The organism is Candidatus Pelagibacter sp. (assembly GCF_052049775.1).
Classification (GTDB): Bacteria; Pseudomonadota; Alphaproteobacteria; order Pelagibacterales; family Pelagibacteraceae; genus Pelagibacter.
This window is the reverse complement of sequence record NZ_JBNGZH010000054.1, coordinates 1-17,212: the sequence shown is the minus strand read 5'-3', so window position 1 is coordinate 17,212 and position 17,212 is coordinate 1. Positions and strand designations below refer to the sequence as shown.

Here is a 17,212-nt window from a genome sequence, read left to right as displayed (position 1 = left end):
AGATTTTAAGCTAAATATTATTGTAATTAGGTAATAATAATTGACCTATTTATTTCTTTTACTAATAAAAACTATGTATATTTTGCGATAAATTTATAAAAATTTATGACTGATAAAATGCTAAAATTCGTAAAAATAGGTCAACAAACACCACCTAAAAGAGGAGTTGATAATAGGAAAGATGATTTTAATGAAATCTATGATGAATTTATCACTCAAAAAGCACAAGAGCAGTCAAGTAGATGCTCTCAATGTGGCGTTCCTTTTTGCCAAGTCCATTGTCCTCTAAGTAACAACATCCCTGATTGGCTTAAATTGACTGCTGAAGGCAGATTGAAAGAAGCTTATGAATTATCTCAAAGTACAAATAATATGCCTGAGGTTTGTGGCAGAATATGCCCTCAAGATAGACTATGTGAGGGTAATTGTGTTATTGAGCAGTCAGGTCATGGCACTGTAACAATTGGATCAGTTGAAAAATATATTACTGATAGTGCTTGGGAAAACGGATGGGTAAAGCCTATATCAATCAAACACGAAAAAGACCAAAGTGTTGGAATAATTGGTGCTGGACCCGCTGGACTGGCAGCTGCTGAACAACTTAGGAAAAATGGATATCAAATTACTGTTTATGACAGATATGATAGAGCGGGCGGTTTGTTAATTTATGGAATTCCAAATTTTAAATTAGAAAAACATGTGGTCGAGAGGAGAACAAAATTGTTGAAAGATGGTGGAATTAAATTTGAACAAAATTTTGAGGTTGGTAAGGATGCAACTTTAGAGCAATTGAGAAAAAAACATGATGCAATTTTAATTGCTACTGGAGTTTATAAACCAAGAGAAATTAATCTACCAGGTAATGATTTAGATAATATTTTTCCTGCTATGGAGTTTTTAACTGCATCAAACAAAAAGGGGTTGGGAGACAAAGTTGATTTGTTCGATAAAGGTATATTAAACGCCGAGGGTAAAGATGTAGTTGTTATTGGAGGTGGAGATACCGCTATGGATTGTGTTCGAACATCAGTAAGACAAAAAGCTAATTCAGTTAAATGTTTATATAGAAGAGATAAAGATAATATGCCTGGATCTGCAAGAGAAGTAGCTAATGCAGAAGAAGAGGGTGTTGAATTTGTTTGGTTGTCTAGTCCAAAAGAATTTAGGGGAAAAAATAAAATTGAAAAATTAATTGTAGATCAAATTCAACTTGGAGATCCAGATGACTCAGGTAGAAGAAGACCAGAAATTAAACAAGGATCTGAATTTGAAATTAAAGCAGATATGGTAATAAAAGCTTTAGGATTTGATCCAGAAAACTTGCCATTATTATTTGAGGCACAAGAATTACAAGTTACAAAATGGGGAACAATTAAAACAGACTTTGACACTATGGAAACTAATATAAAAGGAGTCTTTGCTGCTGGAGATATCGTAAGAGGTGCATCTTTAGTTGTTTGGGCAATTAAAGATGGTAGAGATGCTGCTTTATCAATCAAATCTTATCTTGAAAATATCGAATTAAAAAAATCTAAAGTTGCATAATGAGTATATATAAAAAAAATTTAGAATTACTTACTAAAAACAATGTTTATTCTAAGGAAATGGAACATGATGCATGTGGCGTAGGGTTAATTGCATCAACAGAGGGAAAAAAATCAAGAGAGGTTGTAGAATATGGAATTGAAGCTTTAAAGGCTGTTTGGCATCGAGGAGCTGTTGATGCTGATGGAAAAACAGGTGATGGAGCAGGAATACATCTAGAAATTCCCAAAGATTTCTTTGTTGAAAAAATAGAGGTTACAGGTCACACACATGATGGCTCTGATATTTGTGTTGGAATGATTTTTTTACCAAGAAATGATTACTCCTCACAAGAAAGCTGTAAAACGATTGTAGAAAGTGAGTTAACTAAAAACGATTTTAGTATCTATGGATGGAGACAGGTGCCTGTTAATCCAAAAGTTTTAGGAGAAAAAGCTTTTCAAACTATGCCAGAGATAATTCAAGTGCTTTTTAAATCGAATGATAAAAATTTGCTTGATAAAGAGCTTGAAAGAAAAATTTATGAAACAAGAAAAAAAATTGAGAATAAAGCATTCAATTTATCATTAAATAATTTTTATATTTGCTCGATAAGTTCTAAATCAATTATCTATAAGGGCATGTTTTTAGCTGAGGCTATCTCAGATTTTTTCTTAGATTTAAAAGATGAGAGATTTATTTCAAGATTTGCAATTTTTCATCAGAGATTTTCAACTAATACTGCTCCAAGCTGGAGTTTGGCACAACCATTTAGAGCGGTTGCCCATAATGGTGAAATTAATACTTACAAAGGCAATAAAAACTGGATGAGAGTTCATGAACAAGAGATGAGTAGCCCTCTTTTTGAAAATGTTGAAAATTTAAAGCCAGTTATACAAAAAGGAGTTTCTGACTCTGCGGCACTAGATAATGTTTTTGAGTTATTAAATAAATCTGGCCAACCTGCACCTTTAGCAAAATTAATGATGATCCCTGATGCTTGGTCAAAAAGAAATAAGACTCTTCCAAAAAGTCATCAACAACTGTTTAATTTTTTAAATAGTACTATGGAACCTTGGGATGGTCCTGCCGCAATTGCTGCAACAGATAATGAATGGGTCATTGCAGCAAATGATCGTAATGGTTTAAGGCCTTTAAGATACGCAATAACAAAAGATAAGTTTCTCTTTGCCGGATCTGAAACTGGAATGATTGAATTAAATGAAAAAAGAATTCTATCAAAAGGAAGACTCGGCCCAGGGGAGATAATTGGTGTTAGAATTGAAAAAGGCAAAGTGTTTACGAATAATCAAATTAAAGACTATTTGGCAAAAGAATATAAGCATTTCAATTCTCAGATAATAGATTTAGATGAAAAATTATCCATTTCAAATGAGAAACATAATTTTGATGGTGAAGATCTAAGGAGACGACAACACTCTTTTGGAATAAGTTTAGAAGACTTAGAGCTAATCTTACATCCAATGGCTGAAGATGCAAAAGAAGCGACGGGTTCCATGGGTGATGATACGCCTTTAGCAGTTTTATCGGATAAATACAGACCACTTTATCATTTTTTTAGACAAAACTTTAGCCAAGTGACCAATCCACCGATTGACTCTTTGAGAGAAAATAAAGTTATGAGTTTGAAAACTAGATTTGGTAATCTTGGGAATATTTTAGATTTTGATACTTTAACTAAAGAAAATATTTACGTTTTAAATAGTCCGATATTATCGAATTCACAATTTAACAAATTTATTAATTTTTTTGGAAAAAACTCTGTCTCTATAGATTGTACTTTCTCGAATGATCAAAGTTTATTTGACTCTATTAAAAGGATCCAAAAAGAGTCGGAAATTGCTGTTAGACAGGGTGTAACACAATTAGTTTTAAGCGATAAAGCTATTTCAGATACAAGGATGCCTATGCCAATGCTGTTATGCGTTGGTGCGATTAATACTTTTTTAATTGATAAAAAATTAAGAGGGTATGTTTCAATTAACGTTCAATCTGGTGAAGCTTTGGATACCCATTCTTTTGCAACATTAATAGGTGTTGGAGCAACAACAGTTAATCCATATATAGCTTTTGATAGTTTATACCAAAGGCATGAGAAAAAGTTATTTGGCCAGTATAGTTTTGATGAATGTGTTGAAAGATATATCAAATCAGTGAATGCAGGATTATTAAAGATCATGTCAAAAATGGGTATATCTGTTTTAAGTTCGTATCGAGGCGGATGTAATTTTGAAACTGTTGGTCTAAGCAGATCAATAGTTGATGATTATTTTCCAGGAGTGACTTCAAAAATTTCTGGTATTGGATTGTCAGGAATCGAAAAAAAAATACGTGCAATACATAAAGAGGCATTTGAAAGCACCGATACAGTTTTACCTATTGGTGGGATTTATAGATACAGAAAAAATGGAGAAACACACCAATATCAGGGCAGGTTAATCCACTTATTACAAAGTGCTGTAGGATCAAACTCGTATACAGCTTATAAAAAATATGCTGAGGGAATCTATAACTTGCCACCAATTAACTTAAGGGATTTGATAGATTTTAGAAAAAAAAAATTAGGACCATCTATTCAAATTTCTGAGGTTGAACCAATAGAAAAAATATTAAAAAGATTTGGTAGTGGAAGTATGTCTCACGGAGCATTATCCAAAGAGGCACACGAAACATTAGCTATTGGGATGAATAGAATTAAAGGTGCATCCTGTAGTGGAGAAGGTGGTGAAGATGCAAATAGATTTAAGATAATGGACTCTGGTGATAGTGCAAATTCGAGAGTAAAACAAATTGCGTCAGCAAGATTTGGTGTAACAGTTAATTATTTAAACAATTGTAATGAAATTGAGATTAAAATTGCTCAAGGTGCAAAACCCGGTGAAGGGGGCCAATTACCAGGATTTAAAGTAACAGATGAGATTGCCAAGCTAAGACATTCAACACCAGGTGTAACACTAATTTCCCCACCTCCGCATCATGATATCTATTCAATTGAGGATTTAGCTCAGCTTATTTATGATTTAAAACAAATCAATCCTAAGGCAAGAATTGGAGTTAAACTAGTTGCATCATCTGGCGTTGGTACTATTGCAGCCGGTGTTGCAAAGGCAAAAGCTGATATAATTTTAATTTCAGGACATAATGGAGGAACCGGGGCTACACCTCAAACAAGTGTAAAATACGTAGGTATTCCATGGGAGATGGGACTGACGGAGGCCAATCAAGTTTTAACATTAAATAATCTAAGACATAAAGTTACCTTAAGAACCGATGGAGGTATTAAAACTGGAAGAGATGTTGTTATTGCAGCTATGATGGGTGCAGAGGAGTATGGTGTAGCAACTACCGCTTTAGTAGCGATGGGTTGTATTATGGTAAGGCAATGTCACTCTAATACTTGTCCTGTAGGAGTTTGTACACAGGATGAAAAATTAAGAGAAAAATTTACTGGAACTCCTGATAAAGTTGTAAATTTATTTACATTTATTGCTACAGAGGTGAGAGAAATTTTAGCTTCACTTGGTTTTAGATCTTTAAATGAGGTTATCGGTCGAACTGATTTATTAATGCAGGTAAGTAAAGCCTCGCCTAATCTAGATGACTTAGATCTTAATCCATTATTTGTCCAAGCAGACCCTGGAAATAATAAGAGGTATTGTGAGGTATCAGAAATAAATCAAGTTCCTAATACACTGGATCAAGAAATTTGGCCTCAAATAGAAAAGGCTCTAGATAACTCAGAAAAAATAAATAACGAGTTTTTAATTAAAAATACTAATAGAGCTGTAGGCACTAGAATTTCACATCACTTATATAAAAAATATGGTTATGAAAAATTAGAGGAAAATTTTTTAACTCTAGATTTTAAAGGTTCAGCTGGACAATCGTTTGGTGCATTTACAGCAAAAGGACTTAAACTTAATTTAAAAGGCGATGCAAATGATTATGTTGGGAAAGGTTTGTCAGGAGCAACCATTTCAATAAAACTACCTGATGAAAGCAATTTAATTTCTAATGAGAATACTATTATTGGCAACACAGTTCTTTATGGTGCAACGTCAGGTAAACTTTTTGCAGCTGGTCAAGCTGGAGATAGATTTGCGGTAAGAAATTCTGGTGCCACAACTGTTATCGAAGGCTGTGATTCAAATGGTTGTGAATATATGACCGGTGGTACAGCAGTAATTCTTGGAGATGTTGGAGATAATTTTGCAGCTGGCATGACAGGAGGAATGGCTTTTATTTACGATAAATCAAAAGAATTTGAAAAAAAAGTTAATCCGGATTCAGTTGTATGGCAAAATGTTGAAACTGAGTATTGGTCAAAATTTTTAAAAGAATTGGTACTAGAACATAGTAATGAAACAGAATCCAGCTTATCAAAAAAAATAATTGATGACTTTGAAAACGAGTTAAAGAATTTTGTACAGGTTTGTCCAAAAGAAATGTTAGATAAGCTTAAAAATCCAATCTCTACAAAAACAAAAATACGAAAAGTTAGTTAATTATTAATTTTAACTCTTTTTTCAATATCTTGAGCCATTTTGGGGAAGATAAACTATGATCACCATTTTTTATAACTACTAATTTCTTTTTCTTAGATTGAAATATTTTTAAAACTTTTTTTGAGTAAATTACAGGTACAGATTTATCTTTACTCCCGTGAACCATCGTTACATTTATATTTTGACTTATTTTTTTATTTAAAATTTTATTTTTTCTTCCATCTTTGATTAATTGGTAAGTGATTGGGTATTCATAATCACCATATTTTAAATTTATGACACCTTTTTTTTTGATTTCAATCTTCATTTTATTAGAAAATTTATTCCACATTAGTTTATCAAGAAATTCTGGCGCTGAACCTATTCCTAAAAAACCTTTAATTTTGTTTTTGATAAGACTAAACTGGTTTAAAGCAATCCAAGCTCCCATACTTGATCCGATAAATATAATATCATTTTTTTTGACAACTTTTTGAATTACTAAAGTAGTATCCCTAGTCCATTTTGAAATATTACCATTAATAAATTTCCCTGATGATTTACCATGACCTGAATATTCTAAAGCAAGAAAACCTAATTTATTTTTTTTTGCAAATTTTAAAAATGCTTGAGGTTTTTTACCTTCCAAATCCGACATAAAACCATGCAAAAAAACAATGTAGGTGGCATTTTTTTGATGTAGTTTCAAATATCTTATTTTTCTGGTAGTAGAAATTTTTAAGTAATTAAAATTTGTCATAAAAGTTTATTAGTTTTGTCTATTATTATATAATTATTTTAAATGTCATCTAATTTAAATGTTTTGCAAGTAATCCCAAAATTAGGTTACGGAGGTGCAGAAACTGGTTGCTATGATATTGCACATTTTTTACCTGAAAATAATTGTAAATCTTACATTGTTACAAGTGGTGGAGAGTTAACTAAGTTTATTGATAAAAAAAAAGTTAAATTAATAAGGCTTCCTGTTCATAGCAAAAATCCATTATTGATTTTGATAAATTCAATTATTTTAATAGCAATAATTTTGATTTTTAACATTTCAATTGTTCACGCAAGAAGTCGAGCACCAGCTTGGTCGTGTTTAATTGCAACAAAATTAACTAGAAGAAAGTTTGTTACTACATTTCATGGGACTTATAATTTTAGAGGTAGATTAAAAAAATTTTATAATTCAGTAATGGTAAGGTCAGATTTGGTTATAGCAGGATCAAACTTTATTTTTTCACATATTCAAGAGAATTATCAGGAATTTCTGAATTCTAAAAAAAAATTTTTAGTAATTTTTAGGGGCATAAATGTAGATTATTTTGATCCAACAACCAAAATTGAAACTGATGAAAAAAAACTTTTAAATGAGTGGAATATTACTGATGAAAAAAAAATAATTCTTATGCCAGGTCGACTTACATCATGGAAGGGTCAAGAATTGTTTATTGAGGCAATAAATTTAGTTAAAATTGAATTAGGATACGAAGCATTTCATGTTGTAATATTAGGCAGTGATCAGGGAAGAGATTCTTATAAAGAAAAACTTATCAAATTAATTGAAAAATATAATCTGACCAATCAAGTAAAATTCATAGACCATTGTAAGGATATGGCTTTAGCTTATAAAGTTTCTGATATTATAGTTTCAGCATCAATTGAACCTGAAGCTTTTGGAAGAGTTGCGGTAGAGGCACAATCTATGGAAAAAATAATCATTGCTAGTAATATTGGAGGATCAAATGAGACAATTTTAAACGAAAAAACTGGGTTGTTATTTGAATCTGGTGACGCTCGCTCATTGAGTAAAAAAATCATTCAAGCAATGACAATGGACGAAACTTCCTTAAAATTAATGGGTAAGGAGGGAAGAAAAAACATTATAAAAAAATTTAATGTTGAAAAAATGTGTTTTTCTACTTATTCAGAGTATAAGAGATTACTTAATTAAATGCCCATAATTACTTTACCAGACGGAAACAATTTAGATTTTCCTAAAAAAGTGACAGGCTTAGAGATTGCTGAAAAAATTAGCAAATCACTAGCAAAACAAGCCTTGATTATGAGTGTAAATGGAGAATTAAAAGATTTATATTTTTCGATTGATACAGATTGTTCCGTTAAAATTTTTACAGCAAAAGACCCAGAGGGTTTAGAAGTTATTAGACATGACGCTGCACATATCATGGCTATGGCAGTTCAAGAATTATATCCAGGCACCCAAGTTACTATTGGACCAGTTATAGAAAATGGATTTTATTATGACTTTGCCAGAAAGGAGCCCTTTACAGATGACGATCTCAAAAAAATTGAAGAAAGGATGTCAAAAATAATTGATAAAGATTTAAAAACAAGACGAGAAGTATGGGAAAGAGATAAAGCAATTAAGCATTTTAAAAAAATTGGAGAAAAATATAAGGCAGAAATTATTGAGAGTATTCCAGAAACTGAAGAACTTTCAGTCTATCATCATGGTGATACTTGGTATGATTTATGTAGAGGACCTCATTTAGTATCATCTAGTAAAATTGGCAAAGCCTTTAAACTTACAAAAGTTTCAGGCGCATATTGGCGAGGTGACTCAAAAAATGAAATGCTTCAAAGGATCTACGGAACAAGTTGGGCCTCCCAGAAAGATTTAGATGATTATTTAAAAAGAATTGAAGAGGCAGAAAAAAGAGATCATCGTAAATTGGGCAAAGAAATGGATTTGTTTCATTTTAGAGAAGAAAGTCCAGGATCAGTTTTTTGGCATGAGAAAGGTTGGACGTTATTTCAAAAATTAATTAATTACATGAGAGCTAAACAGGACCTAGCCGGATACAAAGAGGTGAACACACCAGAGGTATTAGACAGATTATTGTGGGAAAAATCAGGTCATTGGGAAAAATATGGGGAAAACATGTATACCTCAGAAACTCCTGACGAAAAAGTTTTTGCAATTAAACCAATGAATTGCCCTGGACACATACAAGTTTTTAATCAAGGTCTTAAAAGTTATCGAGATTTACCTCTGAGAATTACTGAGTTTGGAAAAGTTCATAGATATGAACCATCTGGTGCTTTACATGGGCTATTAAGAGTAAGAGCATTCACTCAAGATGATGCTCATATTTTTTGCTCCGAAGATCAAATCACAAGTGAATGTTTAAATGTTACAAATTTGATATTAGAAATTTATAAAGATCTAGGTTTTGAAAATGTAATTCTTAAATATGCAGATAGGCCAGAGGTAAGAGTTGGTGAGGATGAGATTTGGGACAAGGCTGAAGCATCTTTGTTAAAAGCAGTCAAAGCTTCTAAACTTGAGTACAGTATAAATAAAGGTGAGGGAGCATTTTACGGTCCAAAAATAGAATTTGTTTTAAGAGATGCAATAGGTAGAGATTGGCAATGTGGAACAGTCCAAGTTGATTTAAATTTACCAGGTAGGCTAGATGCATCATACGTAGATAAAGATGGTACTAAGAAAGTTCCTGTAATGTTACATCGTGCATTATTTGGATCACTTGAGAGATTTATAGGAATTCTGATTGAAAACTATGCTGGAAAATTTCCGTTTTGGATATCTCCGTTACAAACAGTTGTTATACCTATTTCCGAAGACTTTGAAGAATACGCAAAAAAAGTTTCTAATAAGATAAGAGAAGCTGGTATTACATCAATGGTTGATTTAAAAAATCATAATTTAAATTATAAAATAAGAGATCATTCATTAGCAAAAATACCTCTTTTAATAATTTGTGGTAAAAAAGAAGTTGACAGTAACTCAGTAACTATTAGAAGATTGGATTCAAATAAACAAGAAAATATGGAACTAAACACATTTCTAAAAAAATTTTCTGCTTTAAACAAAGCACCTTCAAATATTTAAGTGGCAGATTTTAAGCAAAACTATTTTCAAAGAAGAACCAAGGATCGTGGACCTCGATCAAATAACAGAATTTCCTCACCCGAGGTTCAAGTTATCGCAAGCGATGGAGAAAATTTAGGCGTTTTAAACACTAATGAGGCAATCTCAATAGCAAAAAATCAAGGTTTAGATTTAATCGAAATTGCCCCAAATGCTAATCCCCCAGTTTGTAAAATTATGGACATGGGAAAATATAAATATGATGCACAAAAAAAAGCAAACCTTGCAAAAAAGAAACAAAAAATAATTGCTTTAAAGGAAATTAAAATGAGACCAGTGACTGAAACGCATGATTATGAATTTAAAGTAAAAAATGCTAAAAAATTTATTGCTAAAGGTGACAAGGTAAAGTTTACCATTAGGTTTAAAGGACGTGAACTTCAACACTCTCATTTAGGGAATGAATTGATGGCCAAAATTAAAGAGGATATGAAAGATATTGGTAAAGTTGAATTGCACCCCAAGTTTGATGGGAAGCAAATGATTATGGTAATTCAACCTTTATAGGCTTTAATATAGGTTGTAAATTTTCAACATTCTTTGTATAACCTCGTTCAATTATGCCAAAATTAAAAACAAAGAGCTCAGCAAAAAAAAGATTTAAAATTTCAGCTAGAGGGAAAGTTATGATGGCTCAAGCTGGAAAGAGGCACGGCATGATAAAAAGAACTAATTCTCAGATTAGAAAACTTAGGGGTACTACTGCGATGTCAAAACAAGACGGTAAGATTGTTAAATCGTATATGCCTTACAGCTTAAGAGGTTAAAATGGCAAGAGTTAAAAGGGGTGTAACAAGTAGAGCTAAACATAAAAAAGTTTTAAAAGCTGTAAAAGGTCAGTGGGGAAGAAGAAAAAATACTATTAGAGTTGCAAAGCAAGCTATGGAAAAAGCTATGCAATACGCATATAGAGATCGAAGAAATAAGAAAAGAGATTTCAAATCATTGTGGATTCAAAGAATCAACGCGGGTGTGAGAGCTGAAGGTTTGACGTATTCCAAGTTTATTTATGGTTTAAATAAATGTGGAATTAAAATTGATAGAAAAATTTTAGCTGAGATAGCCTATGATAGCCCAGAAGCCTTTAAAACTATTGTCCAAAAAGCACAATCTGCTTTAAATTAATCTTCACTATTGTTTTATTTCGCTGAAGAAATAATCTGTAAAAATGTCTGATCTAAAAAAAATAAAAGACGAATTTATATCAAAATTAAAAGGTAAATTAGATCTAGCTGAACTTAATCAAATTAAATCTGATCTATTTGGTAAAAATGGGTTGGTCTCATCTCAATTTAAAAAAATAGGTACTATTGATGCCTCAGAAAGAAAAAAATTCGCATCTGATTTGAATATAATTAAGGATGAACTTCAAGATCTTATAAATTTAAAAATAAACGAAATAGAAAAAGCAAATATTAATGAAAAATTGGAAAAAGAAAAAATTGATGTTACTTTACCAGAGCGATCATTTGTAAAAGGTAAGATTCATCCTGTATCACAAACAATTGATGAAATATCCTCTATATTTTCTGAAATAGGCTTTAGTGTTGAGGAAGGACCAGATGTTGAAAATGAATATAACAATTTTACTGCGTTAAATACTCCAGACAATCATCCGGCAAGAGATATGCATGATACATTTTATCTTGATGAAAAAAAAGAAAGATTGCTACGTACTCATACGTCTCCTGTTCAAATTAGAACAATGTTAAAAGACAAACCACCTTTTAAAATAATTGCACCTGGCAGAACATACAGATCTGACAGTGACCAAACACATTCACCAATGTTTCACCAAGTTGAAGGTCTTCATATAGACAAAAATATAAATATGGGTCACTTAAAAGGTTGTTTGAATTATTTTATAAAAGAATTTTTTGAAGTTAAAAAAATAAAGATGAGATTTAGGCCAAGTCATTTTCCTTTCACAGAACCATCTGCCGAAGTTGATATTGGATATGAAATCAAAGATGGAAAAATTATTATAGGGGAAGGTGATCAGTGGCTAGAAATACTAGGTTGCGGGATGGTTCATCCAAATGTTTTAAAAAATGTTAGGGTTGATCCAACTAAGTTTCAAGGTTATGCGTTTGGAATAGGAATTGATAGATTAGCAATGTTGAAATATGGAATTAATGATCTTAGAGCTTTCTTTGATTGTGATTATAGATGGTTAAACCATTTTGGATTTGATCCTTTGGACGTACCTACGAATTATAGAGGCCTAAGTAGATGAAAATCACATTTGATTGGTTAAAAGATCACTTAAAAACTAATCTGAAAGAAAAAGATCTTTTAGAACAACTTACTAATATAGGTCTAGAGGTAGAAAGTGTGGAAACTCTTTCATCTGATAATCAACTATTTAAAGTTGCAAAAATTATCAAGACAGAAAAACATCCAAACGCAGATCGACTTAAAGTTTGTGAAGTAAATGTCGGTGAGAAAGAGCTTAAAAAAGTTGTGTGTGGTGCCACTAATGCGATTGAAGGACTTATTACTATATATGCACCTCCAGGTGCAATTATCCCGAAGACTAACACAAAATTAGAAATAGCAAAAATTAGAGGTGTAACTTCTTATGGAATGCTTTGCTCTGAGTCTGAGTTAAATTTATCTGATGAGAGTGGTGGTATTACCGAATTATCTAAAAAATATGAAAAAAAAATTGGTAAAAGTTATTTTTCAAAATCAAAATCTAATTTTATTGATTTATCTATTACACCTAATCGACCAGATTGTCTTGGTGTGAAGGGAATAGCTAGAGATCTTGCAGCTTCAGGTTTTGGAAGGTTAATAATATCTAAAGAAAAAAAAATTAAATTAAAAACAAAACAAACTTTAAAAGTTAAGATAAATAAGGAGAAAGGACAAGGGTGTAGTGCTTTTGGAAGTTGTTTAATTAAAAATGTAAAAAATACCGAGAGTCCTCAATGGCTCAAAGATAAATTAACTTCAGTTGGTCAAAAACCTATTTCAGCTATTGTTGATATAACAAATTATGTAATGCTAGATATTAATCGACCATTACACGCATATGATGCTGACAAAATTGAAAAAGGGATAATCGTAAGAAACTCAAAATCTGGAGAAGAATTTACAGCACTGGACAATAAAATTTATAAGTTAGAAAAAGGTATGTGTGTTATTAGTGACAACAAAGGAGTTTTAGGATTAGGTGGAATAATTGGGGGCACAAGATCAGGCACAGAATTTGATACAAAAAATATACTATTAGAGTCTGCTTATTTTGATCCAAGATCAATTAGAAATACGGCAAAAAAATTGAATTTAGATACAGATGCAAAATTTAGATTTGAAAGAGGAATTGACCCATTATCCATCGAAACTGGTTTAATGAAAGCGGCATCACTAATTCAAGAAATTTGTGGTGGTGAAGTTAGTAAAATTGATATTCAAAAAATTGAATCTTATAAAACCAAAATTATAAACTTTGATGTAAATTCTTTTGATAATATAGTTGGATTTAAAATTTCTGAAAAGCAAATCCAAAAAATTTTGACTGATCTTGGTTTTATTATTAAAAAAGAAAAAAATTCTTTAAAGTTGATAGTTCCTTCCTGGAGACCAGATATTTCACAGCAAATAGATATTATTGAAGAGTTGGTGAGAATAAGTGGTTATGATAAAATAAAAACAATTGAACCAATTAAGGATAGATCTAAATCCACTTTAACACAAACTCAAAGATTATTCCATTTCTTACAAAGAGCAATTGCTTCGAAGGGTTATTTAGAGACAATAACATGGTCATTTACAGATCAAAGTTATAACGATCACTTTAGAGAAGCTGGTAAAGAAATAAAAATTGTAAACCCTATAAGTTCTGAATTGGGAGTTTTAAGAAATTCCATATTTTCAAATTTAATCATGTATATTAGTAAAAATTTGGATAGAGGCTTTAAAGATTTATCTATATTTGAGATCGGTCCTGTTTTTACTGGTTCAAATCCAGGTGAGCAAAAGACAGTAGTTTGTGGTTTGTCAGCCGGAAAAAAATCAAGACTTTCTTGGATCGATAAAGAGAGAAATATTGATTTATTTGATGCGAAAAGAGATGTAGTGCAAACTTTGAGTGAGGCAGGTTATAATTCTGATCATTTTTTTATTGATAGCAAAACACCAAATTATTATCATCCAGGAAAGTCCGGTAGAATTTTCTTAGATCATAGTAAAGATAAAGTTGCAGCTTATTTTGGTGAAATTCACCCTAATATTCTAAAAAAAATTGATATTAAAACTGAAAATTTAATAGGTTTTGAAATCTTTTTAGAAAATTTAAAACTTTCAAGAAAAACATTGAAAGATCAAAAATTAAAGTTTTCTGTATCGGATTTTCAAAAATCAGAGCGAGATTTTGCATTTGTAGTTAATAAAGATGTAGAGGCACAAGAGTTAATAAGCGTAATCTCTAATGTGAATCCAAATCTTATTAGCAATATAAAAGTTTTTGATGTTTATGAAGGTGAAAATATTCCAGACAACCAAAAGTCTATAGCGATCAGTATAACAATCCAGTCATCAGAAAAAACTTTGAACGATAAGGACTTAGAGAAAATTAATAATTCAATCATAGAAGCAGTGGAAAATAAAACCGGCGCTAAAATTCGATCTTAAAATTAAAATGAGTACAATCGATAATATCAGAAATTTTGCAATCATTGCTCACATTGATCATGGGAAATCTACGATAGCTGATAGAATAATCCATCAATGTGGTGGCTTGACAGAGAGAGAGATGAAATCACAAGTACTTGACTCTATGGATATAGAAAGGGAAAGAGGCATCACAATAAAAGCACAGACAGTAAAGTTGAATTATAAAGCAAAAAACGGAAAAAATTATATTTTAAATATTATAGATACCCCTGGTCATGTAGATTTTAGTTATGAGGTAAGTAGATCTTTGTATGCCTGTGAAGGATCAATATTAATTGTAGATAGTACTCAGGGTGTTGAAGCTCAAACACTAGCTAATGTCTATCAAGCTCTAGATATTAATCATGAAATCATTCCTGTTTTAAACAAAATAGATTTGCCGGCTTCTGATCTAGATAGAACAAAGAAACAAATCGAAGATGTTATTGGAATTGATACTGAAAATGCGATTCCTTGTTCAGGAAAAACAGGAGAAGGTATAAATGATATTCTCGAGCAAATTATTAATCAATTACCAAGCCCAAAAGGTGACACTGATAAAGATTTAAAATGTCTGTTAGTTGATAGTTGGTATGACACTTATTTAGGTGTCGTGATTTTAGTTAGAGTAATTAATGGTAAACTTACAAAAAATATGAAAATTAAAATGCTTTCTACTAATCAAGATTATATAGTTGAAAAAGTTGGGGTTTTTACACCAAAAGCAAAAGATATAGATGAATTAAATACTGGTGAAATAGGTTTTATTACCACAGGAATTAAAGTTCTCTCAGAAACAAAAGTTGGCGACACTATATGTGATGCATCAAAACCACCAGTGAATGCGTTGCCTGGTTTTAAACCAAGTAAACCTGTGGTTTTTTGTGGGTTATTTCCTGTCGACAGCTCTGAGTATCAAAAATTAAAAGATGGGCTAGCCAAATTACAATTAAATGATGCAAGTTTTTCATATGAAGCAGAGTCATCATCAGCTCTAGGATTAGGATTTAGATGTGGATTTTTAGGTCTTTTACATCTTGAAATCATCACAGAAAGATTAGAAAGAGAGTTTGATGTTAACTTATTAACAACTACACCTGGAGTAGTTTATAAAGTTAACTTAAATAACGGTAAAATTATGGACTTACAAAATCCATCAACTCTTCCTGATCCAACAATTATTAATTCAATTGAGGAGCCTTGGATTAAAGCTACCATAATAACTCCAGATGAATTCCTGGGTTCAATAATAAAATTATGTCAGGATAAAAGAGGAGTCCAAACTAATCTTTCATATTCAGGCAATAGAGCTGTGTTAAATTATGAACTACCGTTAAATGAAGTAGTTTTTGATTTTAACGACAGAATTAAATCTATGACAAGCGGTTATGCAAGTTTTGATTATGAAATTTTAGAGCATAGAGAGGGAGATTTAGTTAAACTTGGCATTTTAGTTAATAGTGAACCAGTTGATGCACTTGCCATGATGATACATAAAGATTTTGCTCAAAAAACTGGAAGAGAAGTTTGTGAAAAATTAAAAGATTTGATACCTCGACATAATTTTATGATCCCCGTACAAGCTGCAATTGGTGGCAAAATTATTGCAAGAGAAACAATTAAAGGTTTTAAGAAAGATGTTCTGACAAAGATACATGGTGGAGGGGCAACAGATAGAAAAAGAAAACTTTTAGAAAAACAAAAAAAGGGAAAAGCAAGATCCAAACAATTCGGAAGAGTTGAGATTCCTCAAGAAGCATTTATAGGAGTTTTAAAGATTAAGGGCGCTAAATGAAAATTTACGATTGTTTTATATTTTTTAATGAAAATTTATTAACCGAAATAAGGTTCAATATATTAGATAAGTATGTAGACTACTTTGTAATTTGTGAGTCTTATTATGATCATAGAGGTAAAATAAAAGGATACCTTTTTGATCATAAAAAATTTAAAAATTTTAGTCACAAAATTATATATTTAAAAATTGATAACTTTCCAGAAAGTCTAGGAATTTGGGAAAGGCAAGATTATCAAAGAAATTTTCTAATGAATGGATTAAAAAATACTCAGCCAGATGATTTGATAATATATTCAGACGCTGATGAAATTATAAATCCTGCAGTCATAAGTGATTTACCGAGTATTGGTAATAATATAGCAATTTGTGAACAATATTGTTTTTATTACAAATTAAACTTGTTGTCAGAACAATATAAAGATGTTTGGGAAGGTAGTCGTGTTTCAAAATTTAAAAATTTGAAATCATTTAGTTGGTTGAGACTTATCGCTAAAAAAAATTTGAAATATAGTTTTTTTAGATTTGATAAATTTAAGAAAATAAAAGTGTTAAATAAAGCTGGCTGGCATTTTTCATATTTAATGACTGAGGAAGATATTCAGAAAAAGATTAAAGCATGGACGCATTCTGAATTAGATACTATTGAAAATAGTGATTTAGAGACAATAAAAAATAGAGTAAAGGAAAATAAAGATTTATTTGGAAGAAATATCAAATTTTCGAAATTAGAGTTCAGTGAACAATTTTTTCCACAATATTTGATAAAAAATCAGGGTTTTTATAAAAATTGGATTATATAACTTTTTT

At 31.1% G+C, this 17,212-nt stretch carries 12 protein-coding genes; 11 read left to right on the top strand and 1 reads right to left on the bottom strand.

The features are described 5' to 3' along the window. Positions 1-105: 105 nt before the first annotated feature. A complete protein-coding gene (locus ACTT83_RS06125; protein WP_440916979.1) occupies positions 106-1,545 on the top strand; it encodes an NAD(P)-dependent oxidoreductase in 1,440 nt (479 codons plus the stop codon). Further along, positions 1,545-6,050 (top strand): glutamate synthase large subunit, encoded by a 4,506-nt coding sequence (gene gltB, locus ACTT83_RS06120; RefSeq protein ID WP_440919205.1) that lies wholly within the window; start codon positions 1,545-1,547, stop codon positions 6,048-6,050. The genes ACTT83_RS06125 and gltB overlap by 1 nt, the downstream gene beginning before the upstream one ends. Here the strand turns inward: gltB and ACTT83_RS06115 are convergent. Continuing rightward, complete coding sequence (locus ACTT83_RS06115; protein ID WP_440919204.1) at positions 6,043-6,789, bottom strand: alpha/beta hydrolase; 747 nt, start codon at positions 6,787-6,789, stop codon at positions 6,043-6,045. The two genes, gltB and ACTT83_RS06115, sit on opposite strands and share 8 nt — an antisense overlap. 42 nt (positions 6,790-6,831) lie before the next feature. Here ACTT83_RS06115 and ACTT83_RS06110 point away from each other — a divergent pair, with 42 nt between their 5' ends. From ACTT83_RS06110 to ACTT83_RS06070, 9 genes are read left to right on the top strand one after another with little or no spacing between them, the layout of a single operon-like run. Further along, the gene (locus ACTT83_RS06110; RefSeq protein WP_440919203.1) at positions 6,832-7,986 is read left to right on the top strand and encodes a glycosyltransferase family 4 protein; all 1,155 of its coding nucleotides are present in this window, start codon (positions 6,832-6,834) and stop codon (positions 7,984-7,986) included. After that, complete coding sequence (thrS, locus tag ACTT83_RS06105) at positions 7,987-9,909, top strand: threonine--tRNA ligase (RefSeq protein WP_440918030.1); 1,923 nt, start codon at positions 7,987-7,989, stop codon at positions 9,907-9,909. It begins immediately after the preceding gene. Then, positions 9,910-10,455, top strand: coding sequence for a translation initiation factor IF-3 (infC, locus tag ACTT83_RS06100; RefSeq protein WP_440919202.1), 546 nt, complete (start codon positions 9,910-9,912; stop codon positions 10,453-10,455). 53 nt (positions 10,456-10,508) lie between these two features. Continuing rightward, the gene (gene rpmI / locus ACTT83_RS06095) at positions 10,509-10,715 is read left to right on the top strand and encodes a 50S ribosomal protein L35 (RefSeq protein ID WP_075519530.1); all 207 of its coding nucleotides are present in this window, start codon (positions 10,509-10,511) and stop codon (positions 10,713-10,715) included. 1 nt (position 10,716) lies between these two features. Next, positions 10,717-11,073, top strand: a complete 357-nt coding sequence (rplT, locus tag ACTT83_RS06090) for a 50S ribosomal protein L20 (RefSeq protein ID WP_440916985.1) — start codon at positions 10,717-10,719, stop codon at positions 11,071-11,073. 43 nt (positions 11,074-11,116) lie between these two features. Further along, positions 11,117-12,184 (top strand): phenylalanine--tRNA ligase subunit alpha, encoded by a 1,068-nt coding sequence (pheS, locus tag ACTT83_RS06085; RefSeq protein ID WP_440918029.1) that lies wholly within the window; start codon positions 11,117-11,119, stop codon positions 12,182-12,184. After that, positions 12,181-14,586: a phenylalanine--tRNA ligase subunit beta gene (gene pheT / locus ACTT83_RS06080; protein WP_440919201.1), complete on the top strand. Its 2,406-nt coding sequence runs from the start codon at positions 12,181-12,183 to the stop codon at positions 14,584-14,586. Before pheS ends, pheT begins: the two co-directional genes overlap by 4 nt. 7 nt (positions 14,587-14,593) lie before the next feature. Next, positions 14,594-16,402 carry a translation elongation factor 4 gene (lepA, locus tag ACTT83_RS06075; RefSeq protein WP_440919200.1) on the top strand — a complete coding sequence of 603 codons (1,809 nt, stop codon included), beginning with the start codon at positions 14,594-14,596 and terminating at the stop codon, positions 16,400-16,402. Next, positions 16,399-17,205 carry a glycosyl transferase family 17 gene (locus ACTT83_RS06070; protein ID WP_440919199.1) on the top strand — a complete coding sequence of 269 codons (807 nt, stop codon included), beginning with the start codon at positions 16,399-16,401 and terminating at the stop codon, positions 17,203-17,205. The genes lepA and ACTT83_RS06070 overlap by 4 nt, the downstream gene beginning before the upstream one ends. Positions 17,206-17,212 lie beyond the last annotated feature (7 nt).